Origin of the sequence: Bifidobacterium miconis, assembly GCF_019331735.1 — a bacterium.
Classification (GTDB): Bacteria; Actinomycetota; Actinomycetes; order Actinomycetales; family Bifidobacteriaceae; genus Bifidobacterium; species Bifidobacterium miconis.
Genome location: NZ_JAHBBH010000008.1, coordinates 23,171 through 46,726, shown reverse-complemented (window position 1 = coordinate 46,726; position 23,556 = coordinate 23,171). Strand labels below are relative to the sequence as shown.

19 protein-coding genes are annotated in these 23,556 nt (G+C 66.0%); 15 read left to right on the top strand and 4 right to left on the bottom strand.

Going from position 1 to position 23,556, the window contains the following annotated elements:
* The first annotated feature begins 23 nt into the window (after positions 1-23).
* From rpmF to KIH79_RS04200, 6 genes are all read left to right on the top strand, one after another.
* Positions 24-218 (top strand): 50S ribosomal protein L32, encoded by a 195-nt coding sequence (gene rpmF, locus KIH79_RS04225; protein ID WP_219058269.1) that lies wholly within the window; start codon positions 24-26, stop codon positions 216-218.
* Between the two features lie 254 nt (positions 219-472).
* Positions 473-1,246: a ribonuclease III gene (gene rnc / locus KIH79_RS04220; protein ID WP_219058268.1), complete on the top strand. Its 774-nt coding sequence runs from the start codon at positions 473-475 to the stop codon at positions 1,244-1,246.
* 291 nt (positions 1,247-1,537) lie between these two features.
* The gene (locus tag KIH79_RS04215) at positions 1,538-3,457 is read left to right on the top strand and encodes an acetolactate synthase large subunit (protein WP_219058267.1); all 1,920 of its coding nucleotides are present in this window, start codon (positions 1,538-1,540) and stop codon (positions 3,455-3,457) included.
* Positions 3,458-3,493: 36 nt separating this feature from the next.
* Positions 3,494-4,048 carry an acetolactate synthase small subunit gene (ilvN, locus tag KIH79_RS04210; protein WP_033494561.1) on the top strand — a complete coding sequence of 185 codons (555 nt, stop codon included), beginning with the start codon at positions 3,494-3,496 and terminating at the stop codon, positions 4,046-4,048.
* A 214-nt stretch (positions 4,049-4,262) separates the two neighbouring features.
* On the top strand, positions 4,263-4,823 hold the full coding sequence (locus KIH79_RS04205) for an ArsR/SmtB family transcription factor (protein ID WP_219058266.1): 561 nt from the start codon (positions 4,263-4,265) through the stop codon (positions 4,821-4,823).
* A gap of 11 nt (positions 4,824-4,834) precedes the next feature.
* The gene (locus KIH79_RS04200) at positions 4,835-6,160 is read left to right on the top strand and encodes an MFS transporter (RefSeq protein ID WP_219058265.1); all 1,326 of its coding nucleotides are present in this window, start codon (positions 4,835-4,837) and stop codon (positions 6,158-6,160) included.
* A 280-nt stretch (positions 6,161-6,440) separates the two neighbouring features.
* Here KIH79_RS04200 and KIH79_RS04195 read toward each other — a convergent pair whose 3' ends face one another.
* The 3 genes from KIH79_RS04195 to KIH79_RS04185 form a co-directional block, all read right to left on the bottom strand.
* Positions 6,441-6,965: a type III secretion system chaperone family protein gene (locus KIH79_RS04195; protein WP_219058264.1), complete on the bottom strand. Its 525-nt coding sequence runs from the start codon at positions 6,963-6,965 to the stop codon at positions 6,441-6,443.
* Positions 6,966-7,061: 96 nt separating this feature from the next.
* Complete coding sequence (locus KIH79_RS04190) at positions 7,062-9,353, bottom strand: ABC-F family ATP-binding cassette domain-containing protein (RefSeq protein WP_219058263.1); 2,292 nt, start codon at positions 9,351-9,353, stop codon at positions 7,062-7,064.
* A gap of 180 nt (positions 9,354-9,533) precedes the next feature.
* Positions 9,534-10,259: a type 1 glutamine amidotransferase gene (locus KIH79_RS04185; protein ID WP_219058262.1), complete on the bottom strand. Its 726-nt coding sequence runs from the start codon at positions 10,257-10,259 to the stop codon at positions 9,534-9,536.
* A 147-nt stretch (positions 10,260-10,406) separates the two neighbouring features.
* Here KIH79_RS04185 and cysS point away from each other — a divergent pair, with 147 nt between their 5' ends.
* Positions 10,407-12,077: a cysteine--tRNA ligase gene (gene cysS, locus KIH79_RS04180; protein ID WP_219058261.1), complete on the top strand. Its 1,671-nt coding sequence runs from the start codon at positions 10,407-10,409 to the stop codon at positions 12,075-12,077.
* A gap of 177 nt (positions 12,078-12,254) precedes the next feature.
* Here cysS and KIH79_RS04175 read toward each other — a convergent pair whose 3' ends face one another.
* On the bottom strand, positions 12,255-13,160 hold the full coding sequence (locus tag KIH79_RS04175; RefSeq protein WP_219058260.1) for a cation transporter: 906 nt from the start codon (positions 13,158-13,160) through the stop codon (positions 12,255-12,257).
* A 337-nt stretch (positions 13,161-13,497) separates the two neighbouring features.
* Here KIH79_RS04175 and ffh point away from each other — a divergent pair, with 337 nt between their 5' ends.
* From ffh to trmD, 8 genes are all read left to right on the top strand, one after another.
* Positions 13,498-15,141, top strand: a complete 1,644-nt coding sequence (gene ffh, locus KIH79_RS04170) for a signal recognition particle protein (protein WP_219058259.1) — start codon at positions 13,498-13,500, stop codon at positions 15,139-15,141.
* 771 nt (positions 15,142-15,912) lie between these two features.
* Complete coding sequence (locus tag KIH79_RS04165; RefSeq protein WP_219058305.1) at positions 15,913-17,058, top strand: endonuclease/exonuclease/phosphatase family protein; 1,146 nt, start codon at positions 15,913-15,915, stop codon at positions 17,056-17,058.
* 282 nt (positions 17,059-17,340) lie between these two features.
* Entirely contained in the window at positions 17,341-17,793 is a 453-nt protein-coding gene (gene rpsP, locus KIH79_RS04160; RefSeq protein WP_219058258.1) for a 30S ribosomal protein S16, read from the top strand.
* A gap of 2 nt (positions 17,794-17,795) precedes the next feature.
* Entirely contained in the window at positions 17,796-18,029 is a 234-nt protein-coding gene (locus tag KIH79_RS04155) for an RNA-binding protein (protein WP_033494729.1), read from the top strand.
* An 8-nt stretch (positions 18,030-18,037) separates the two neighbouring features.
* Entirely contained in the window at positions 18,038-18,646 is a 609-nt protein-coding gene (gene rimM, locus KIH79_RS04150) for a ribosome maturation factor RimM (RefSeq protein ID WP_219058304.1), read from the top strand.
* 194 nt (positions 18,647-18,840) lie between these two features.
* Positions 18,841-20,616, top strand: a complete 1,776-nt coding sequence (locus KIH79_RS04145) for an ABC transporter ATP-binding protein (protein ID WP_219058257.1) — start codon at positions 18,841-18,843, stop codon at positions 20,614-20,616.
* Complete coding sequence (locus KIH79_RS04140) at positions 20,613-22,427, top strand: ABC transporter ATP-binding protein (protein WP_219058256.1); 1,815 nt, start codon at positions 20,613-20,615, stop codon at positions 22,425-22,427. Before KIH79_RS04145 ends, KIH79_RS04140 begins: the two co-directional genes overlap by 4 nt.
* 100 nt (positions 22,428-22,527) lie before the next feature.
* A complete protein-coding gene (gene trmD, locus KIH79_RS04135) occupies positions 22,528-23,508 on the top strand; it encodes a tRNA (guanosine(37)-N1)-methyltransferase TrmD (RefSeq protein WP_219058255.1) in 981 nt (326 codons plus the stop codon).
* The last annotated feature ends 48 nt before the right edge of the window (positions 23,509-23,556 follow it).

The window sequence follows — 23,556 nt, the reverse complement described above, 5'->3', positions numbered from 1 at the left end:
TCGATCGAAACAGAGGAATACAAATGGCACTGCCTAAGTACAAGACCTCGCGCGCCAACACGCACTCGCGCCGCGCGAACTGGAAGGCGTCTGCTGTGCAGACCGTCAGCTGCCCGAACTGCGGCGCTCCGGCGCTGCCGCACATGGCCTGCCCGAGCTGCGGTAACTTCCGCGGCCGCACCTACCGTGAGGCCATCCGCTCCGCCCACACCAAGTGAGCCTGAGTTCGCGGTAACCAAGCGATAACGCAAAGCCCTGCCATCGACGGGTGGCGGGGCTTTTTCGTATTTTGGCTCACCGGTGGCGGTTTTGTTTGGCTGCGGGATCCGGCAGCGAGCCAAAACCGCCACGCGAAATCCCGAGTGGCAGAGATCGCTCTCTGAGGGCGGTCTCAGCGAACGAAAACCTCCACGCGGCGGACGGCGGTCGCTTGCGGGGCCCACTGTCCGCGCTCCGGGCTAGATAGGTGACCATGACCGCAGAAGCATCGCAAGCACCATCGCAGAACACGAAGCACGCCACGCAGCACGACGCGCAGCACGCAACGCCGGCGCCGATCAGCCCGTCCAACGTGCTACTCGAGGCGCTGGGCACCACGATCAGCCCCGAACTGCTCGTGCAGGCGCTCACCCACCGCTCGTTCTCGCACGAGCATCCGGGCGCGCCGAACTACGAGCGCCTCGAATTCCTCGGCGACGCGGTGCTCGAACTCGTCTCCACCGAAACGCTGTTCGCCGCCCACCCGGACATGACCGAAGGCCAGCTCGCGAAAATGCGCGCCAAAGCCGTCTCCGAGGAATCGCTGAGCGCGATCGCGCGCACCAAGCTGCACGTGAGCCCCTACATCCTGCTCGGCCACGGCGAGGCGAAGGAGGGCGGCGCAGAGAAAAGCTCCATCCTGTGCGACATCGTCGAGTCGCTCATCGGCGCGACGTTCCTCGAGCACGGCATCGACGGCGCGCGCGAGGTGATCCACCGGCTCATCGACGACACGCTCGCCGAAGTCGCGACCGAAGGCCCGGCGCTCGACTGGAAGACGTCGCTGGAGGTCAAGTCGCACGGGCTCGGCAAGGGCGACCCGCACTATCGCATGTCCGTGAAGGGCCCCGAATACGCGCAGATCTTCACCGCGCGCGTCACGCTCGGCGACGACGAGCAGACCGTGTGGGGCGTCGGCGAGGGCTCCAGCAAGCGCAAGGCGCAGCTGGCCGCGGCCGAGGTCGCGTGGAAGGCGCTCGACAAGTAGCGTCGTACGGATGGCGGACGGGGCGGTTGGATCCGCGCGCGTCCGCACCGTCCGTCACGAGACCGGCCGCGCCTCCCGCCCCAGCCAGCATATGGGCGAAGAATCGCCGTATCTCAGCGCCTGTGATTAGGATGGGGTGAATCATCGCCCGGCATCCCGCGCGCGGGGCCACAAGTTCCGCGACCGCGTTCGACGCCGGCCGCCGTCGGGCAGGCCGACCATCCTGCGGCCGCCGCACGGCACGCGCACCTTCACGATCATTCAGTCGATTACGAGAAGTTGAGAGGAATCATGGCGACACCAACGCCCCTTCAGGCATTCAGCGGCGTGCCGAAAACGCACGCGGACGACACGCAGACCATTGTCGACGGCGAAAAGATGACCGGCGCGCAGGCGCTGGTCCGCGCGCTGGAGGACCTGGGCGTTCAGGACGTCTTCGGCCTTCCCGGCGGCGCGATCCTGCCCGTCTACCACGCGATCAACGACGACACGAAGTTCCGCTTCACGCTCGTGCGCCACGAGCAGGCCGCCGGTCACGCGGCCGAAGGCTATGCGGTGGCCACCGGCCGCGTGGGCGTGTGCATCGTCACGTCCGGCCCGGGCGCCACGAACATGATCACGCCGATCGCCGACGCGAACATGGACTCCGTGCCGCTCGTCGTCATCACCGGACAGGTCGGCGTGAACGCGATCGGCACCGACGCGTTCCAAGAGGCCGACATCGTCGGCGCGACCTACCCGGTCGTCAAGCACTCGTATCTGGTCACGCGCGCGCAGGACATCCCGCGCGTCATCGCCGAAGCGCACTACATCGCACGTTCCGGCCGTCCCGGCCCGGTCGTCGTCGACCTGACCAAGACCGCGCAGGTCGGCGAAATGTACTACTCGTGGCCGCAGCGCATGATCCTGCCCGGCTACAACCCGATCACCAAGGCGCACGGACGCGTGCTCGCCGACGCGGCGAAGCTGTTCGCGCAGTCGTACCGCCCCGTGCTGTACGTCGGCGGCGGCGCGTCGCGCTCCAACGCGTCCAAGGAAGTCGCCGAACTGGCCGAAATCACCGGCGCGCCGATCGTGACGACCCTGCCGGCACGCGGCATCGTGCCGGACGATAATCCGAAGAACCTCGGCATGCTCGGCATGCACGGCACCGTCGCAGCGACGGCCGCCGCCCAGCGCTGCGACCTGCTCGTCGCGATCGGCGCGCGCTTCGACGACCGCGTCACCGGCAAGCTCGACGCGTTCGCGCCGCTCGCGCGCGTCATCCACATCGACATCGATCCGGCCGAAATCGGCAAGAACCGCGCGCCGGACGTGCCGATCGTGGGCGACGTGGCGACCGTGCTCAACGACCTCATCCCCGAAATCAAGCGCTCGCAGGCGATCGGCGGCAAGCCGAACCTCAAGCCGTGGTGGGACGAACTCAACGCGCTGCGCGAGAAGTACACGATCCACTACGACGAGCCGGAGGACCAGCCGACCGACGGCACGCTGCAGCCGCAGTGGGTGGTCGAGCAGCTGTCCAAGATGGCCGACCCGTCGACGATCTGGGTGTCGGGCGTGGGCCAGCATCAGATGTGGGCCGCGCAGCTCATCGACTTCAAGAAGCCCCATTCGTGGATCTCCTCCGGCGGCCTCGGCACGATGGGCTTCGGCCTGCCGGCCGCGATCGGCGCGCAGGTCGGCTCCGCGCGCGACTTCGCCGGCAAGAAGCCGGTGTGGCTGATCGACGGCGACGGTTCGTTCCAGATGACCAGCGAGGAGCTGGCTACCGCGTTCCTCGACCATACGCCGGTCAAGATCGCGATTCTGAACAACTCCGTGTACGGCATGGTCCGCCAGTGGCAGACACTGTTCTACGACCAGCACTATTCGCAGACCAACCTGCTCGACGGCGAGGCGCACACCGAGGCCGAAGAGGGCACTCCCGAGTTCTTCGACGTGCCGGACTTCGTGAAGCTGGCCGAAGCGTACGGCTGCGTCGGCATGCGCGCGTTCACGCAGGAGGAGGCCGTCGAGGCGATTCGCAAGGCGAACGAGATCAACGACCGCCCGGTGCTCATTGACTTCCGTGTGTGGAAGGACGCGATGGTGTGGCCGATGGTCGCCGCGGGCGCGTCGAACAACGACGTGACGTACCGTCCGGGCACGCAGCCGCTGCGTCCGCAGGGCGAGGCCGGCGCCGTCGAGCTCGGCGAGGCCGGTTTCTAGTTCGTTCGTTCGCGAAGGGTTAAGGAGAAATCTCTCATGGCTAACTATCCCGCTTCCCAGCCCGGCGCCAAGCGCCACACGCTGTCCGTGCTCGTGGAGAACCGTCCGGGCGTGCTGGCCCGCATCGCCGGCCTGTTCGCCCGCCGCGCGTTCAACATCGACTCGCTGTCCGTCTCCCCCACCGAACGCCCGGACATCTCGCGCGTGACGGTCACGGCCGAGGTGGACGACCTGCCGCTCGAGCAGATCATCAAGCAGCTCAACAAGCTGCTGCATGTGCTCAAGATCGTCGATCTGGATCCGGACACGACCGTGGAGCGCGAGCTCGTGCTCATCAAGGTCGCGGCCGACCAGTCGAACCGTTCCGACGTGCTCGAGATCGTGCGCCTGTTCCGCGTGCGCGTGGTCGACGTGAACCCGGAGTCGCTGACGATCGAGGCGACCGGCGCGGAGGGCAAGATCGACGCGCTGCTCGGCCTGCTTGATCACTACGGCATCATCGAACTGGTGCGTTCCGGTGCGGTTGCGGTGACGCGCGGCCCGCGCGCGCTGGCCGAGAAGGTCGTCGGTTCGGAGATCACCGGCCGCTGACGTTCTCTTTCTGGCTTCGGCTCGCTGCCGTTGCACTGTTACAGGCTCCTCGCTTATGGGCTCCCCGCCCGGGCGAGGAGCCTTTTTCGTTGCCTCCATTGCTTCCACACCAAAATGCAAGAGTTCTTGTTGATTTATACAAGATTTGTTGTACAATGATTCTTGTGAAATAGGGCGGGTGATCATCGCCCGCCGATCCAGCAAGGAGGTCACCATGACCAACACACGGCACCACGCCGATCTCACGCAGCTGCGCGCGGTATCGCATCCGACGCGCATCCGCATCATGAACATGATGGAACCCGGCAAGGCATGCACCGTGGGCGACATCGCCGAACGCATCGGCGAATCGGCGGGCACGATCAGCTATCATCTCAGGCAGCTCGCCAAGGCCGGACTCGTCGAGCAGGTCCCCTCCCCCGACGGCGACGCGCGCAAAAGCTACTGGCAGGCCAGCACGCCCAAACTCATCGTCAACGCGGACGGCGACACCGACCAGGCGTCCGTCGAAGCCCTCGCGCAATCCGCGTCCACCGCGGCCACCGAAGCGCGACTGCGCTACTATCGCGCGGAATCGTCGTTGCCCGAACCGTGGCGGCACTCGTTGGACAGCATGTCGATCATCCGACTGACCGACGCGGAATTCAGCCAGATGCAGCAGGAACTGCTGGCCGTAGCCGACAAGTGGATCAACACAGTCGGCGACCGGCACACCGAAGGCGACGGCTCAGAACAGGTCATGGTCGCACTGTCTGCCTTCCGCTATCTGGTGTAAAGGAGCTGATCATGACCGACATCGCCAATGGCAACGAGTCCCCCGCACGCACCACGCACGCTTCGCTGTGGCGCAATCCGCAGTACCGCGCGTGGTTCACCGCCGACACCGCATCCGCGATAGGCCTTGCGATGAAGGGCTTCGCAATCTCGCTGGTCGCCTTCTCGCTCACCAAGTCCCTGCCCACGGCCGGCTGGCTGGCCACGGCGAGCATGATCGCCGCGCAGACCGCCGACGTATTCGGCGGCACGCTGGTCGATCGGCACAACCGCAAGCGGCTCATCATCCTCAACGCCGTATGCGGCGCCGTGCTGTGGGGCGCGGTGTTCGCATTGCTGGCGAGCGGCCTGCTCACGTTCCCCGCGTTCGCCGTCGTCATCGTCGCGGCATCCACGATCAACGGCCTGCTCGGCAGCGCAACGAACGCGATGCTGCGTTCGATCATCCCCACCGCCGACTATCCGAAGGCGCAAAGTCTCAATCAGGGACGCGATTCGGTGATCGCTCTCGCCGGCTCGCCGCTCGGCGGCGTGCTGTACGCGTTCGGCATGTGGGTGCCATTCGCCGTCGCATCGATCATGTACGCGATCGCCGGCATCAGCGCGGGCATGCTGCGCGTTGACGAGCATGTGCGTGATGCGATCCGACGCGACGAGCGCGACGCGCACGACGACGAGCTGGCTGCGGGCGGCTCGGCCGACGCACGCGGTTCGTTCGTCGACGATTTCGTAGAAGGCTGGCGTTGGACGCTGCGCCGGCGCACGCTGATGACGTTGACCACTATCGCCGCGCTGCTGAATTTCGGCGTCAACGGGATCTTCCAGGCGGTGCAGTTGCAGTTGGTCGGTTCCGGCGTGGATTCGGTGCGCATCGGTTTCGTGTCGACGGCGGTCGGCGCGGGCATGCTGATCGGCGCGGTGATCGCGGCGCGCGTGTGCGATCGGCTTGCCGTGGGCACCGGTCTGGTTGTCATGTCGGTGGCCGCGTTGGCGACGCTGGCGCCGATGATCGTCAGCGACGCCTATCCGGTGATGCTCGTCTCGTCGCTGCTGTGCGGACTGCCGGTGCCGACGATCAACGCGCTGCTTATGGGCTTCATCTTCGCCAAGGTGCCGACCGAGATGCAGGGGCGCGTCAATTCGTCGTCGAATCTGATGTGCCTGCTGCCGACGATGTTCTGTTCGGCGATTGCCGGCTCGTTGCTGCCGACGATCGGCTTCCGGATGACCGTCGCGCTGTCCCTGCTCGCGCTGGCCGCCAACGTGGCGATCGTGCTGGCGATGCCGGCCGTGCGTTCGATTCCGGCCGCCGACCGTTGGAATGAGGCCGAACTGTAGCGGCCGTCCGATCGACGTGCAGGACGCGATGATCACGGCGATCGCACGGTCGCGCGGGGCGACGCTTGCCACGCGCAACGTCAAGGAACGTCAAGGATTTCAAACACACCGGCGTCACGCTGGTCAATCCTTGGGACAACGGCGAGCCGGCAACTGCATGAGCCAACGGTATCGGCGATCGCCATGCAAGGCAAAAGCCGGCTGTGATCGCCGCCGGCGCAATCACGCCGGATGATGGCCGGCGACGCGCCGATACCGGAATGCACCGAAATTTCCGAGACTACCGCTCATCGTCATCCGCATGAGGAGTTTCCGCCTCGGCCACGGCCTCTTCCGGGGTACATGTGCCGGTGGCCACCTTGAGAAAACCGTCGCCATACCGCTTCCACATCAGGCAGGGCGTGAACACCGTCTGCTGGATCAGCTCACGGGACGGGTTGCCGCCACCGGTGAGCAGCACGTTCCAGTACCACACGTCGCCGTCGTCGAAGCCGAGATGGAAACCGCCCAGATCCAACCCGGCATTGACGCGGCACACGTATTCGGCAAGTGCCAGCATGGTTTCCCGATCCGTGGGGTCGCATGCGAACGAGGAAACGGCACCGACGCCGATTCGGCCCGATTCCACCCAGATCACCACGTTGACGGGGCCCACCGCCAACGAAAGATCAATGTCATACACGATCGTGCCCTCGTCCGGGTTGTCCATATAGGTCAATCCCTCGGAGTCAAGGGAATTCTCCACCAGAGCACGGAGAGCGGCGGCACCGTCATTCGCATTCGTCATGTCCTCAATGTCCATCATGTCGTTCCTTTCAGCAGATGTTTCGTCACGCCACTGATAACCGGACAATCGAGAACCGGACGATTCCGCGCCGCCACTCCGTCACGCCGCCCCCCGCTACTCGAGCTGTTCGGAGAGCTCCATCCATTCGGCGGTCAGCTCGTCGGACTCGTCGGCGATGGCCTTGAGCTGCTCGTTGAGCTTGCCCAGTCCCTCGTAGTCGCTCGGGTCGTGCGCGGCCATCTGCGATTCGAGATCAGCCTTCTGCTCCTCGAGCTTGGCGAGCTTGCGGTCGATAGCGGCGACGCGCTTGCTCGCGTCGTGGAACGCCTTGCCGGTGAGCTTGGGCGTGCCGCCGCCCTCGCCGGAATCGTCTTCGGCAGCGGCATCCCGTCCAGCCGCAGCGTCAGCGACATCGGACGAAGCGCCGGAAGCCGCAGCGGAACCGGCACCGCCCTTGCCCTTCTTCTTGCCGTACGCCGGTTCGAGCGACGGCAGCGGCTTGCCGTTCTTCAGATCCTCGACCATGTCGAGATAATCCTGCACGCCGCCGGGCAGATGCCGCACCTTGCCGCCGATGAGCGCGAACTGCTCGTCGGTGACGCGTTCGAGCAGATACCGGTCGTGCGAGACGACGATGAGCGTGCCCGGCCACGTGTCGAGCAGGTCCTCCATCACGGCGAGCATGTCGGTGTCCAGATCGTTGCCGGGTTCGTCCATGATGAGCACGTTCGGCTCGTCGAGCAGGATGAGCAGCAGCTGCATGCGGCGCTTCTGGCCGCCGGACAGGTCGCGGATCGGCGTCATCAACTGCGCGGACTCGAAGCCGAGCCGTTCCATGAGCTGACCGGGCGTAACCTCCTTGCCGTCGACGATGTAGCTCGGCTTGTAGCGCGACAGCACTTCCTTGATCTTGTACTTGCCGAGCTTCTCGAGCTCGTCAAGCCGCTGCGAGAGCACCGCGAACCGCACGGTCTTGCCGATGTTCACGTGGCCCGCGGTCGGGGTGAGTGTGCCGTCGAGCAGACGCAGCAGCGTGGACTTGCCCGCGCCGTTCGCGCCGACGATGCCGAAGCGGTCGCCGGGGCCGATCAGCCACGTCACGTCGTCGAGGATCTTGCGTCCGGTGACGGTGATCCTGCGCGCCGCGGACGTCGCGTCGGCGGCCGATTCGACGTCGGCGTCGTCCGCGCCGATCGTCTCGCCTCCGGTCAGTCGACGTCGCGTCGCACGATCGCCGTCGTCGATCGCGGCGACGCCGGCATCGACACGCGCCTGTTCGGCAGCCTCGCGCGCGACTTTCGCCGCTTCGACCGCCTCGGGCACGCCGGCGTCGACGAGTCGCGGATCGTCCATGTCGGTCACGGCGACTTCGACCGAACCGTGCACCTGCGGTTCGGCGTACATCGGACGCACCACGTCCACACGCGACGCGGAGTCGGCCATCGCGGCCACATCCGGGTCGATGGCCGCCGCAGCGTCCGCGACCGAACTGTCGGCGCCGCCCTGCACGTGTTCGAAGATCTGCGTCACGTCGATCAGGTCCACGACCTGCTTGCCGAGGCGCGAGGTCGCCATCTGCTTGAGTTCGAGCGTGTTGCGCACCGGCGGCACGTCGGCGATGAGCTCGCGCGCGGCCTTGACGTGGAACTTCTGCTTGGTGGAGCGGGCGCGGGCGCCGCGGGTGAGCCATGCGAGCTCCTTGCGGGCGAGGTTGCGGCGCTTGGTCTCGCGTACGTCAGCCTGACGGTCGCGTTCGACGCGCTGGAGCATGTACGCGGAATAGCCGCCCTCGAACGGCTCGATCAGGTCGTCGTGGACCTCCCACATGGATTCGCACACCTCGTCGAGGAACCAGCGGTCGTGCGTGACGAGCAGCAGCGCGCCCTCTCCGCGAGACCAGCGGTTCTTGAGGTGTTCGGCGAGCCAGTGGATCGTCACCACGTCCAGATGGTTGGTCGGCTCGTCGAGCGCGAGGATGTCCCAGTCGCGCAGCAGCAGGCGGGCCAGATCGGCGCGGCGGCGCTGGCCGCCCGACAGCGATCCGATCTTCGCGTCGAGGCTCATGCCGCCGAGCAGCGCTTCGACGATCTCGCGCGAGCGCGTCTCCGCGGCCCATTCGTAGTCCGCGCGCCCCTCCAGCGCGGCTTCGCGGATCGTGGCGTCGTCGTCGAGCGGATCGCGCTGGTCGAGCATGCCGAACGTGAGCCCGTTGCGTTTGGTGACGCGGCCCGAATCCGGTTCCTGCGTGCCGCGGAACAGGTGCAGCAGCGTGGATTTGCCGTCGCCGTTGCGGCCGACGATGCCGATGCGGTCGCCTTCGAATACGCCCTGCGTCACATCGGTGAAGATGGTTTTGGTGGCGAAGGCGAGCGAAACGTGTTCCAGTCCAATATCGTAAGTCGGCATAATCCACTAACTTAGCGGCACCACCGGGCATCGGACCGACCGGCAGACCAGCTTGGTATTCTGCCGAACCTCATGCGATGGGTCCTGACTGCCCCTCAGCCACTTCGTGACAGCTACCCCGACAAGGGGAGCCAAGAAGGGAAGCGCGGCGATTACGGTCCATCGGCGTTCGCCGGCCGCTCAGCCCAGCGTCTTGGCGTACGTGTTGCAGCGCGCGGCGAACCCGGAAAACACCTGCTCGGCGAGCGGCAGGATCTGCGGATCGTATTGCGCGAAGTCCTCGCGCAGCTGCGACTTGGAGCCGCCGACGGCCTTGAGGTCCTTGACCATGGACGGTTCGGCCAGCCACTCCTCGAGGATCGGCGCGCTGACCTCGAGATGGAACTGGAGCCCCAGCGCGGAGGCGAAGCGGAACGCCTGCACCTTGGTGCCGGCCGAACGGGCGAGCAACTGCGCGTCGGCAGGCAGGCCGACCACGTCGTTGTGCCAGTGCAGCACGTTGATCTGCTTGTCCCACATGGAGAAGTAGTCGTGCTTGTCGACGCGCTTGATCGGGCCGAAGCCGATTTCCGGCGCGTCGCCGCGGCTCAGCTTCGCGCCGAGCGCGGTGGCGATGATCTGATGGCCGAGGCACACGCCGAGCACCGGCTTGCCGACGCTCACGGCGGCCTTGGCGAGCTTCGCCTCGACCTTGAGCCCCGGGTATTCGTCATAGTCGGTGGCGCCCATCGGCCCGCCCATGATGACCACGCCGGCCACCTGGTCGAAGTCCGGCAGGTCGGGTTTCTTCTTTTTGGCGATGTTCAGGGTGAGCGTGTCCAACCCCAGCTCTTCGAGGTTCGTCAAAATACGCCCCGGCTTCTCCCACGGGACGTGCTGCAGAATCAACACTTGCGGTTGCGTCATGGTTCCTATTGTGGCATCACCCACGTAAAGCGAATTCGACGTTTCGCATCGCCACGTCAGTTCGCGGCTGGTTCGCGATCAGCCACGGGCCGAAATCCGGCATGGAAATGCCGCGCATGTCGGCCAATCTGAATACGCTTTTGCAGTATGACAGAAGCTCAAGAAGCGCATGATTCCAACATTTCCAGCGTCCAGTCCGGAACCGTCGCCGCGACCGGCCGCGACTCGGCCTCCACCGTGGCGAAGGCTGCGGCCGATCTGAAGCTGTACGACACGGCCACGCACGCCGTCGCGCGTTTCACGCCGATCAAGCCCGGCAAGGTCGGCATCTACGTGTGCGGCGCGACCGTGCAGTCGTCGCCGCACATCGGCCACATCCGCGCGGCCGTCGCGTTCGACGTCGTCCGCCGCTGGTTCCTCAAGCTCGGATACGACGTCACATTCGTGCGCAACGTGACCGACATCGACGACAAGATCCTCGACAAGGCCGCGGCCGCGGGACAGCAATGGTGGGCGCGCGCGTACCACTACGAGCGCGAGTTCACGCAGGCGTACGACACGCTCGGCGTGCTGCCGCCGACGTACGAGCCGCGCGCGACCGGCCACATGATCGACATGATCGACCTGATCCAGAAGATCATCGACAACGGACACGGCTACGTGGTGCGCGACGCGGACGGCAATCCGACCGGCAACGTGTACTTTGACGTGCCGAGCTGGCCGCACTACGGCGAGCTGACGCACCAGAAGCAGGGCTCCGTGGAAGCGGACGAGGCGGCGGCCGTGGCCGACCGCATGGGCCCGAGCGTGGACGCGGCGGGCGACGACAAGTACAATCCGATCGACCCGGCCGACATGTCGCCCGACAAGCACGATCCGCGCGATTTCGCGCTGTGGAAGGCCCCGAAGGACACCGATCCGCTCGACGCGCGCTGGAACACGCCGTTCGGCGTGGGCCGCCCGGGCTGGCACATCGAATGCTCGGCAATGAGCCACCGTTATTTGAAGGACATGTTCGACATCCACGGCGGCGGCCTCGACCTGCGCTTCCCCCACCACGAGAACGAGATGGCGCAGACGCGCGCGGCCGGCTACGATTCGGCGGCGCACTGGATGCACTCGGCATGGGTGACGGCCAAGGGCGAGAAGATGTCGAAGTCGCTGGGCACGGGCCTGTCGGTGCCGAGCGTTTTGGCCGAACATTCCGCGTGGGTGGTGCGCTACGCGCTCGGTTCGGTGCAGTACCGCTCGATGCTCGAATGGTCGGATCAGGCGCTGGTCGAGGCGCAGGCCGCGTACGATCGCGTGTCGAACTTCATCGAGCGCGCGGGCGTGGCGTTGGGCGGACAGCCGTCGCGCGACGAGATCGTTGCGGTGCGCGCGGATGATCTGCCGGCCGATTTCGTCGCGGCGATGAACGACGACTTCAACGTGTCTGGCGCGACCGCGGCCGTGTTCACGGCCGTGCGCAACGGCAACACGTTGCTCTCGCAGCTGGCCGACCGCGCCGATTCCGACGCGGCGAAGGCGGAGGTGCGCGCGGCGCTCGTGTCGGTGCGCGCGATGCTCGACACGCTGGGCCTTGACCCGCTGGCCGAGCCGTGGATCGGCGGCGGCGCTGCGGCCGGTGCCGCGGGCGCGGGCGAGAACCGCGAGCACGAGGTGCTGGACGCGCTGGTCGCCGAGCAGCTCACCGCCCGCGCCGAGGCCCGCAAGGCCCGCGACTTCGCCAAGGCCGACGCGATCCGCGACGCGCTGGGCGCCGCCGGCATCGCCATCGAGGACGGCCCGCAGGGCAGCACCTGGAGCCTCAAGTAGGCCATCCTCAGCTCATCCTCAGCTCCCCTTGTCAGGGGAGCTGCCATGCGCAGCATGACTGAGGGGTAGTCAGCAGCTTCGGAACGTTCCGTTGCCATAACACCCCTCAGCCGACTTTGCCGACGGCATTCTCAGCCAAAAAAGCCGAGGACGGATCCGACAGTCGATCCGACAGTCTCAGTCGAACACGAAGTCGACGTCGACGATGTGCAGCCGGTGCCGCAGTTCTCGTTCGAGCGAACGCTTGCATTCGACCAGATCGGCCACGTCGATCGTCTCGCCGGTGCCGGAAAGGTACACGTCGACCGTGTAGTTCATGCCGGTCTTGAAGATCAGCGTCTGCTCGTATTCGGTGTTGGCTGGCAGGTGGCGCTGCGCGGTGGTCTCGACGAACGCGTTCGTCTCGTCGGCGGCGTGCACGCCGCCGACCAGCTCGATGAACGCGTCCTTGAGCACGCCGAACGGCTCCTTGATCGTGCAGGCGACGAGTCCGACGGTGATGAAGAAGTCGCCGGTGAAGTGCAGGAAGTCGAACGGACCGCTGGTCGGCAGGAACATGAGCACGACGGCGACCACGCCGATGCCGAACGACATCGCGCCGTCGACGAGCGTGCTCTTGCACTCGGCCGTGAGCATGGTGCTCGAGTTGCGGATCGCCCGGTTTTCGCGACGATAGTAGACGTACAGGCTGAAGCACACGATGACGGTGAGGATTTCGTAGATGACGACCGGTCCGGTTTCGATGCGCTCGCCCTGGCCGAGGACGAAGTAGTCGTAGGCGACCTGGGAGACGTCGAGCAGCGAGTACAGCAGCAGCGACAGCGTGAAGATGGCCTTGCAGATCGCGTAGATCGGTTCGAGCGCGAACAGGCCGTTGGGGAAGCGTTCGGTGGTGCGCACGGTGCGCGAGGACAGGTAGACCGCGACGATGCCGGACAGCACGGAGATCGCGGTGAAGGAGAAGTCGAGGAACATGGCCTTGAGGCCGGTCATGAAGAACACGGCCATGCCGGCCGCGACTTGCAGCGCGTTGACGACGATGCCAACGATCAGGGCTTTGCGTTCTATTCTTTTTTGTGGCATAGGGCGGGCCTTCCATATTGCACGGCATGTCTGCGTTGGCCCGCTACTTCACTGGCCTGCCCGCCGGAACGTCGCAAACATCGCGGTTCCGGCCGTTCGGCTCGATTCGCGAGGGCGCACGGCAGTCTGCGTATAGGTGGTGTCCGAGGGAATTCAAAACAGCATAGGCATTCCAAATATCCACGGATTATTGCCCTTCCATGGTAGCGAAAGGGTTCGATTCGGCGTTGCGTTCCAAGCGAAATCGTCCGATCGACGGACGGGCGGCGCGTGTCCGGTTTTCGGCGACCGCACGGACGCCCGGTTTTCCCCCGCCACGGCTAGACTGGTGCGCATTATGGCAGCATTTAGTTCTCTTACAGACCGTCTCTCGAATGCGTTCAAGCATCTGAAGAGCAAGGGCAAGCTTTCCGAGGCTGATATCGACGGCACGATCCGCGAGATCCGCCGCGCGCTGCTCGACGCCGACGTGGCGCTCGAAGTGGTGCGTTCCTTCACCGCGCGCGTGCGCGAGCGCGCGCTGGGCACCGAAGTGTCCGAAGCGCTCAATCCGGCGCAGCAGGTCGTCAAGATCGTCAACGACGAGCTGACCGACATTCTCGGCGCGGGCGTCGATCGTCCGCTGAACTTCGCGAAGAATCCGCCGACGATCATCATGCTCGCCGGCCTGCAGGGCGCCGGCAAGACCACGCTCGCCGGCAAGCTCGGCTACTGGCTCAAGGACGCCGGCCACACGCCGCTTCTGGTCGCGGCCGATCTGCAGCGTCCGAACGCGGTGACGCAGCTGCAGGTGGTCGGCGAGCGCGCCGGCGTGCCGGTGTACGCGCCGGAAAAGGGCGTGCAGTCGGACGGCGGCGACGCGGTGTCGGCTCCGGGACAGACGAGCGGCGACCCGGTGAAGGTCGCGCGCGATTCGATCGAATTCGCGAAGCAGAAGCTGTACGACACGGTGATCATCGATACCGCCGGCCGTCTCGGCGTGGACGAGGAGCTCATGAAGCAGGCGCGTGACATTCGCGACGCCGTGAGCCCCAACGAGATCCTGTTTGTGATCGACGCGATGATCGGTCAGGATGCGGTCAAGACCGCGCAGGCGTTCGACGAGGGCGTGGATTTCACCGGCGTGGTGCTCTCCAAGCTCGACGGCGACGCGCGTGGCGGCGCGGCCCTGTCGGTCGCGAGCGTGACCGGCAAGCCGATCCTGTTCGCCTCGAACGGCGAAGGTCTGAAGGATTTCGAGGTCTTCCACCCGGATCGCATGGCCTCGCGCATCCTCGACATGGGCGATATTCTGACGCTCATCGAGCAGGCGCAGAAGCAGTTCGACGAGGACAAGGCGCGCGAGGCCGCGGCCAAGATGGCCGAGGGCGAGTTTGGTCTGGACGATTTCCTCGAGCAGCTGCAGCAGGTGCGCAAGCTCGGTTCGATGAAGTCGCTGCTCGGCATGATTCCGGGCATGGCCGCGCACCGCAAGGAGCTGGAGCAGTTCGACGAGCGCGAGATCGACCGCACGGAGGCGATCATCCGTTCGATGACGCCTGAGGAGCGCCGCAATCCGAAGATCATCGACGGTTCGCGCCGCGCGCGCATCGCGTACGGTTCCGGCAACACGGTGTCGGCGGTCAACGCGCTGCTGCAGCGTTTCGATCAGGCCGCGAAGATGATGAAGCGCATGAGCAACAGCGTCGGCGGCGGCATTCCGGGCTTCGGCGGACCGGGCGCGAAGAAGAACGCGAAGAAGGGCAAGAAGAAGGGCGGCTCCAAGTCCGGCAACCCGATGAAGCGCGAGGCCGAAGAGCGGGCGTTGCGCGACAAGCTCGCCGGCAAGTCCGGCTCCGGCTCGGGCAAGTCGGGCGGCTCCGCGTTCGCCAAGAAGCCGCAGAACCCGGCCCTGCCCGCCGGCCTGCAGCAGGCCCTCGAAGCCAACGGCGGCGAACTCCCGCCGAACTTCGGCGGCGGCCTGTCCGGCCTGCTGGGCTGACGCTTCATCGATTGAGACGGACAGCGGCTTCCCCGCATCCACCTCAATCGTTGTGCACGCATGGCACAGGGATCTTCTTTCCGGATCTGGTCTCCGGTGAGGAGGTCCCTTTTCCGTACGGACGAATAACGGAACGGGTCGGAGCCGCCCCGGAACCACGGAGAACCGATCGTGGGTATAACCGGCACACATGAGAAGCACATGTGGGTATAGACCGACCATGAACTGGTCCAAAACATCTCCTGTATGTACCGTCTATGCCCACGACCATACAGATGTCCCACTTATGCCCACATTTCAGGCATCATCATGTCCCTCTTATGCCCACGAATGAAGATGATCTGACGAGTTTCCCATCGTTGTGCCAGTCTCATGTACCGTCTATGCCCACAGCCGCTTCCCATCCATGCTCGCAGGTCTCACTGAGACCGATAGGACGTCAAAGAGGACCATCGGCACCACACAAAAGAACATCAAGAGGATATTTGTTCAGGACATCCCCTCCTCACCGCAAAGAACCGCCCGTTTGCAGCTGTCATCTCAGGCTCCTTGCCACGATCCCCGACGGCCGACACGGATTGTCGCGCCGGCCGTCCCTCCCAGACACCGAATATAGCAACGCCGTCCGCATACCGCCTCTCCTCGTCAACAAACAATGACAGGCGCGGTTTCCCATACGCAATCACGGCGATCGTGGTGGTTGTGATTGTGCGAAGAACCGTGCTTGGGATGCGCGCTGTCCGCGCGGCCAAGGCATAATCAAGGATTGTGATTGTTGTTGTTCTGAGCATGGTGTTGCTGATACTTGCGGCGTGGATCGCGCTGGGCGCGTTGCCGGCCGGCGCGGACGCGCATATGCCGCTGCCGTACATGATCGCGCTGATTCCGCTGATGTGGGTGCCGTCGCTGGCGATCGCGGTCGCCGCGATCGCGATGCGCGAGTGGGGACTGCTGTGCCTGGCGGTCGCGGTCGCGCTCTCCTCGCAGATGCGCGAGGTCGGCTACTGGTCGCACTGGTCACCGTCGCGCGATCTGCTCGGACTGTTGTTTGCCAAGCCGGACTCCGGCAACGGCAACGCGCGCAACGGCGCGGCGAAGAAGAAGCCGGCGCACGGTCAGCGCAGCACCGAGGAACTGCTCGCGGACATCCGCGAGGCCCGGCGCGAAACCGAGATCAACGCGAGCGAAACCGCGTCGGACGTGCTCGCGCAGCGCACGTCGTCGTCCGCGTCGTTCACCGTGATGACGCTCAACTGCCGGTACGGGCGTGCCAACGCGAAGGACATCGTCGCCACGGTGCTCAGCCGCAACGTCACCGTGCTCGCCCTGCAGGAGCTCACCGCCGATCTCGTGCGCGAGCTGGACGACAACGGGCTCGACATGCTCATGTCGTACCACCAGCTCGGCGAGGACAAGGAGACCGACAACGGCGGCTTCAACGGCATCTGGATCCGCGTCGACCCGAAGTCGGCCGAACGGTCGGCCGTGCCGATTCCGGCCGCCGACGTGCCGTCCGTCACGCTGCAGGTCGACCCGATGCGCGACATCACGTTCGCGTCCGCCCATCCCAAGTCGCCGATGCGCGGCTGCCGCGACTGGTCGGCCGGCATCCGCGGTCTCGGCACGCTGGCGGACACGGCGAAACGCACCGACCACGACATCGCCGTCATTCTCGGCGACCTCAACTCGAGCCCGGACCATCCGAGCTTCCGCGCGCTGCTCAGGTCGGGCTTCGCGGACGCGAACCTGAGTCTGGGCGAGGGCCGTCGCGCCACGTTCCCGAGCTGGATCCCGTGGCCGCGCATCGTGCTCGACCATGCGCTGGCGACCAAGGGCGCGCGGTTCACGGGCGTCGAATCGTTCCCGATCGAAGGCACGGACCATCTCGCGCTCGTGGCGACGGTGGCGCTCGACTAAGGGTTCCGGCATCCCATGCACCGGGTTCGACCACCTCTCAGTCCGCTTCGCGGCCAGATCCCCTGGCAAGGGGAGCGAAGAGCATTGAGGCGGGCGGTTCCGTCGATACCGGCCATACCACCAGCGTGTCGCGAGTTCCACCCCCGTGCGCTATAATGGCCCGGTTATTCGCGACCGGCGGTGCCCTCTATCCCGCTTGCCGTGAGGAACACGTGGGCTCGGCGCGCTGTGCCCCACACTGCAAACCGAAACCACACCCCTAGTATTACAAGGAGAGCCATTTTGGCAACCAAGATTCGTCTGAAGCGTCTGGGCAAGAAGTTCTACGCGTACTACCGCGTGGTCATCATGGATTCGCGTACCAAGCGCGATGGCCGTGCCATCGAGGAGATCGGTACCTACAACCCGAACACCCAGCCTTCGACCATCCAGATCGACTCCGAGCGCGCTCAGTACTGGCTCGGCGTTGGCGCTCAGCCGACCGAGCAGGTGCTCAAGCTGCTCAAGATCACCGGTGATTGGCAGAAGTTCAAGGGCCTCAAGGGCGCCGAAGGCACCCTGAAGACCGTTGAGGCCGGCCCGGATGCCGCCGCTCGCGTCGCCGCCGTCGAGAACGAGGCCCAGAAGCTCAAGGCCGCCAAGTCCGAAGCCGAGGCGAAGGCCAAGGCTGAGGCCGAAGCCGCCGCCGCTGAGGCCCCGGCCGAGGAAGCCGCTGAGGAAGCGCAGGCTGAGTGATCATGCTCGCACAGGCTGTGGAACACCTCATCAAGAACATCGTTGATTTTCCCGACGATGTTTCGGTCAAGTCCCACGAGAATCCGCGCGGCGAGCTTATTCGCGTGCGCGTGAATCCCGAGGACATCGGCCGCGTGATCGGCCGCAACGGCCGCACGGCGAACGCGATCCGCACCGTGGTGCAGGCTCTGGCCGACCACAAGGTGCGCGTCGACATCATGGACGTGCGCAGGTGAACCCCAACGTGGTGCGAGAAGAATTCTCAGACGACCCTCAGCAGCTCGAACTGCTGAGGGTCTGTCGTATCGGCCGCGCTCAGGGGCTCAAGGGCGAAGTCACCGTCCAGAGTTTCACGGACGAACCGGAATACCGGTTCGCTCCCGGTTCCGTGCTGTACACGCGCGACGGCTCCGAAGAGTACGTCGTGGAACGAGCGCGAACCTTCAAGAACCGTTGGATCGTCAAGTTCGAGGGCATCGATGACCGCGACGCCTCGGAGGCCGCGAACGGCGTCGAATTGTACGGCGAGGCGGACGACCCGGAAGACATGCTCGAAGAGGACGCCTGGTATCCGAAGGATCTGATCGGCCTCGAAGTGCGTCTGGCCGAAGACAACGGGCTGGGATTGCCGGCCGGACAGGTCGTCGGCAAGGTCGTGGATGTGCTCGACGGCTTCCAGTCGCTGCTCAAGGTGCGGCTCGCGAATCCGGTGCGCGATCCCGAGACCGGCGAGGTCGTGGAGAACAGCGCGCTCGTGCCGTTCGTCGACGAGCTCGTGCCGGACATCGACCTTGACGAACAGTATCTGACCATCGACCCGCCGGGCGGGCTCATTCCCGGACTGGCGTACTGACCGGCTCCCGTACCGAACGGTCATACCGATCGGTCATACCGATCACACGGCCGGCGTCGGCTTGCGTTCATCATCGAACGCGTCGACGCCGGCCGTTTCGTTTCTGCCGCGCAGTGAGCGCAGGACCGCAGGAAAGCGCTTGCACGAGTATCATCGACTTCCGATACGAAGACGCGGGGTGCGGGGGTGCGACGGTGAGGCTCATATTCCATTACGTCCGGCGGCACTGGGGCATGGCGCTCACGGCCGCCGGATTCCTGCTGGTCGAGACGATCGGCGATCTGCTGCAGCCGACGCTGATGTCGATGATCGTCGACCGCGGCGTGGTGCGCCGCGACGTCGGCACCGTGCTGCGCTGGGGCATGGTCATGCTCGCCGTCGCCGTGGTCGGCGCGGGCGCGGCCGCCATGCGCAACATCTACGCGTCGCGCGCCTCGCAGCTCATCGGCCGCGACATCCGCTCCGACACGTACCGCAAGGTCATGTCGCTCGGCTTCGACGACATCGACCGGCTCCAGCCGAGCGCGATCATCACGCGCATCACCAACGACGTGGTGCAGATCCAGAACTTCGCGCAGGGACTCATGCGCATCATGCTCAAGGCACCCATCACCTGCGTGGGCGCGATCGCGCTCATCGTCATGCAGATTCCCGAACAGACGCCCACGGTGGCGGTGATCCTCGCGATCGCGGCCGTGCTGATCTGGGCGAACATGCATGTGAGCTTCCCGCGCTTCCTCGCCGTGCAGCGCGCGCTCGACCGGCTCGGCATCGTCAGCCGCGAGTTCCTGCGCTCGATCCGCGTGGTCAAGGCGTTCGTCATGGAGCACGAGGAGCGCGCGCGGTTCGGCGCGGCGTCCCGGCAGTTCGCGGATGCGAACGTGGCGGCGACGCGCGTGAACGCGACGTACGGGCCGCTTATCAACCTGAGCGTGAATCTCGGCATCGTCGCGATGCTGTGGCTGTCGCGCGCGCAGGACGCGGCGCACATCGGCGCGCTCATGGCGTCGATGAACTACATGACGCAGGTGCTGTTCGCGCTGAACCGCGTGTCGATGATCGTCAATTCGGCCACGCGCGCGAGCGCCTCGGCCTCGCGCATCCAAGAGATCTTCGACTGCCCCGCCGAATTCGCGGAGCGCGGCGGCGCCCACGCCCGACGCAGCCGCAATGACGCGACCGCGGCAAGTTCCGGCCGATGCCCGCCGCCGGCCGTCGAATTCCGCGACGTGACATTCGCGTACGAGCAGGCCGGCGCGCCCGCGCTGCGCGGCGTGAGCTTTGCGATGGACCACGGCTCGACGCTCGGGATCATCGGACCGACCGGCTCGGGCAAGTCGACGCTCGTCTCGCTGATTCCGCGGCTGTACGACCCGCAGTCCGGCTCGGTGCTCATCGACGGGCGCAACCTGCGCGACTGGGATGTGGACGAACTGCGCGTGCGAATCGCGCTCGTGTCGCAGAAGCCGACGCTGTTCACCGGCACGGTCGCCTCGAACCTGCGCTGGGGCGACCCCGCGGCCAGTGATGCGGCCATCCGTCGCGCGGCGCGGCTGGCGTGCGCGAGCGAGTTCGTCGACGCGCTGCCGGACGGCTACGACGCGCGCGTCGGTCAGGGCGGCGTGAACCTGTCCGGCGGGCAGAAGCAGCGGCTGAATCTCGCGCGGGCGCTCGTGCGCGGGCCGCGCGTGCTGATACTGGACGACTGCACGAGCGCGCTGGACGCGGTCACCGAACACGACGTGCTCGCGAACCTGCGTTCGCTGACCGGGGGCGGCACGACGGACAGGCGCGACGGCATGGGCGTCGTCGTGATCTCGCAGCGGATCGCGACCGTGCGCACGTGCGACCGCATCATCGTCATGGACGACGGGCGCATCGCCGGCATCGGCACACACGACGACCTCATGCAATCGTGCGCACTGTATCAGGCCATCGCCAAGTCGCAGATCGGAGGTGACCGGTCATGAACGCCCCCTCCCCCGCCTTCGACCGTCGCACCGGCGGGCCGCAGTTCGGCGGCGGCATGGCCCGCCGCGGCGCGCCCGTCGTCAAGCCGCACGACATGCGCGGCACGCTGCACAGGCTGCTCGACGCGACGCGCGGGCATCGCCGCGGACTCGGTCGCGTGTTCGCGCTGTCCGGTCTCGGCGCGGCGTCGAGCGTGCTCTCGCCGTTGCTCATCGGCATGGTCATCGACCGCATCTCCGCACGCGAATCGCTCACGTTCGCACTCGCGCTGCTGGCCGTACTGTACGCGGCCGACTGGCTCATCGACTTCGGCAAGCAGTGGATGATGGCCGCGGTCGGCCAGCGCATCGTGCTGCACCTGCGCGTCTCCCTGTTCGAGGCGATGGAACGCCTCCCCCTGCGCTTCTTCGACCGGCACCAGCACGGCGAGCTCATGAGCCGGCTCACCAACGACGTGGACAACATCAGCTCCACGATCTCCGATTCGCTCGCGCAGCTCATGGTGTACGCGTTCACGATCGCGGGCACACTCGCCTGCATGCTGTGGCTGAGCCCGCCGCTGACCGCCGTCTCGCTCGTCTCCGTGGCGCTCGTGCTGCTGCTCGCGCGCACCGTCACGCGCCGCACGCGCCCGCTGTTCGCGCGCCAGCAGCGTGTGCTCGGCGAGCTCGACGGGCACGTCGAGGAGACCGTTTCCGGCATGGCGACGGTCAAGTCGTACGGCCAGGAGCAGGCGATGATCGACGACTTCGAGCGGCTCAACGAGCGGCTGTGCGACACGGCGACGCGCGCGCAGACCTGGTCCGGGTTCATGATGCCGCTGTCGAACGCGATCAACAACTTCGGCTTCCTGCTGGTCGCCGTCGTCAGCGGCGTGATGGCGGCGCGCGGCATGATCGGCATCGGCGTCGTGTCGAGCTTCCTGCTGTACGTGCGGCAGTTCTCGCGGCCGTTCGTCGACATCGCGAACATCTACAACACGTTCCAGACGGCCGTGGCCGGCGCCGAACGCATGTTCCAGATCATCGACGAGGAGCCGGAGCCGGCCGACGCGCCCGACGCGGTCGACGTCGATAATCCGCGCGGCGACATCGTGTTCGACCATGTCTCGTTCGGCTACGATCCGGCGCATCCGGTGATCCACGACGTAACGCTTACGATCCCGGCCGGTTCGCGCGTCGCGTTCGTCGGGCAGACCGGCTCGGGCAAGACGACGATGGTGAATCTGGTCACGCGCTTCTACGATCCGGACGCCGGAAGGATCCTGCTCGACGGGCGCGACCTGCGCAATTACCGGATGGCAAGTTTGCGGCACGCGTTCGGCAGCGTATTGCAGGAGCCGTCGCTGTTCGAGGACACGGTCGCGGCGAACATCGCGTTCGGACGGCCCGACGCGACGCGAGGGCGGATTCGCGACACGGCGCGCGCGGCCGGCGCGGACGCGTTCATCGGCAGGCTCGAGCGCGGGTACGACACAGTGCTCACGGGCGGCGGCAGTGCGTTGAGCCAAGGCGAGCGGCAGCTGCTGACGATCGCGCGCGCGATGCTGGCCGACGCGCCGATCGTGATTCTCGACGAGGCGACGAGCGCAGTCGACACGGTGACCGAACAGTCGATCCGGCGCGCGATGATGCGCATGACCGCGGGGCGCACGAGCATCGTGATCGCGCACCGGCTGTCGACGATCCGCGATTCGGACCTGATCGTCGTGTTCGAGCACGGGCGGATCGTCGAGCAGGGCACGCACGAGTCGCTGATGACGGCGGGCGGCACGTACGCGCGCATGGTCGCGGACCAGACGGCGCTGTGACGGTCGTCGCGTGGCGGAAAACGTTCGCTGACATGGCTGTCAGCGAACGTTTTCCGCCACGCGACGCGGTCCGACAGCCCACACGCTAGGCTAGGGGTTCATGAAGATCGATATCGTTTCCGTGTTTCCCGAATATTTTGACGTGCTGAACCTGTCGCTGTTCGGCAAGGCGCAGGCCAAGGGACTGGTCGAGGTGAAGGCGCACAATCTGCGCGACTGGACGCACGACGTGCATCATTCGGTGGACGACACGCCCGTCGGCGGCGGCGCCGGCATGGTGATGAAGCCCGAAGTGTGGGCGGAGTGCCTCGACGATCTGCTGGGGTTGGAGCCGACGGTCGTCGAAGCGACCGTCAACGCGGCCGACACGGCCGGTACGGCCGGTACGGAAGTCCCAACGTCCGATGTGGCGACCATGGCCGACGTCACCACGGAGGATGCGTCACCGGACATCATCGCAACCGCAGTCGATGCGGCTCCTTCATCGGACGAGTCCGCCGATGTCAGTGGCACGCCGGCCGTCCCCGCCGATCGCCCCGTCCTCATCTTCCCCAATCCGTCGGCGCCGCTGTTCACGCAGCGCGACGCGACGGAACTCTCGCATGCGGGGCATCTGCTGTTCGGCTGCGGCCGGTACGAGGGCTACGATGCGCGCATCCCCGCGTACTACCGGGCGCAGGGCGTGGACGTGCGCGAGTATTCGATCGGCGACTACGTATTGAACGGCGGAGAGGTGGCCGTTTCGGTCATGCTCGAGGCGATCACGCGCCTGCTGCCCGGATTCATGGGCAACGCGGAGTCCATCGTCGAGGAATCGTATACGGGCGAGAACGCACTGCTCGAGCACCGGCAGTACACCAAACCGGCGGAATGGCGCGGCATTCGCGTGCCGGACATCCTGCTGTCCGGCGATCACGGCAAGGTCGACCGGTTCCGCCGCGACGAGGCGCTGGAACGCACGAACGGGCTCCGTCCGGATCTGATCGCGCAGCTCGACTGCAAGGCGCTCGACAAGGCCGACCGCAAGACGCTGATGGCGCTCGGCTGGGAGGTCTCCGGCGCGCATCCGCGGCGCCGATAAACAAAAACGTCACTCTGTGCGCGCGAACGCAACGTCGGCGCGCACAGA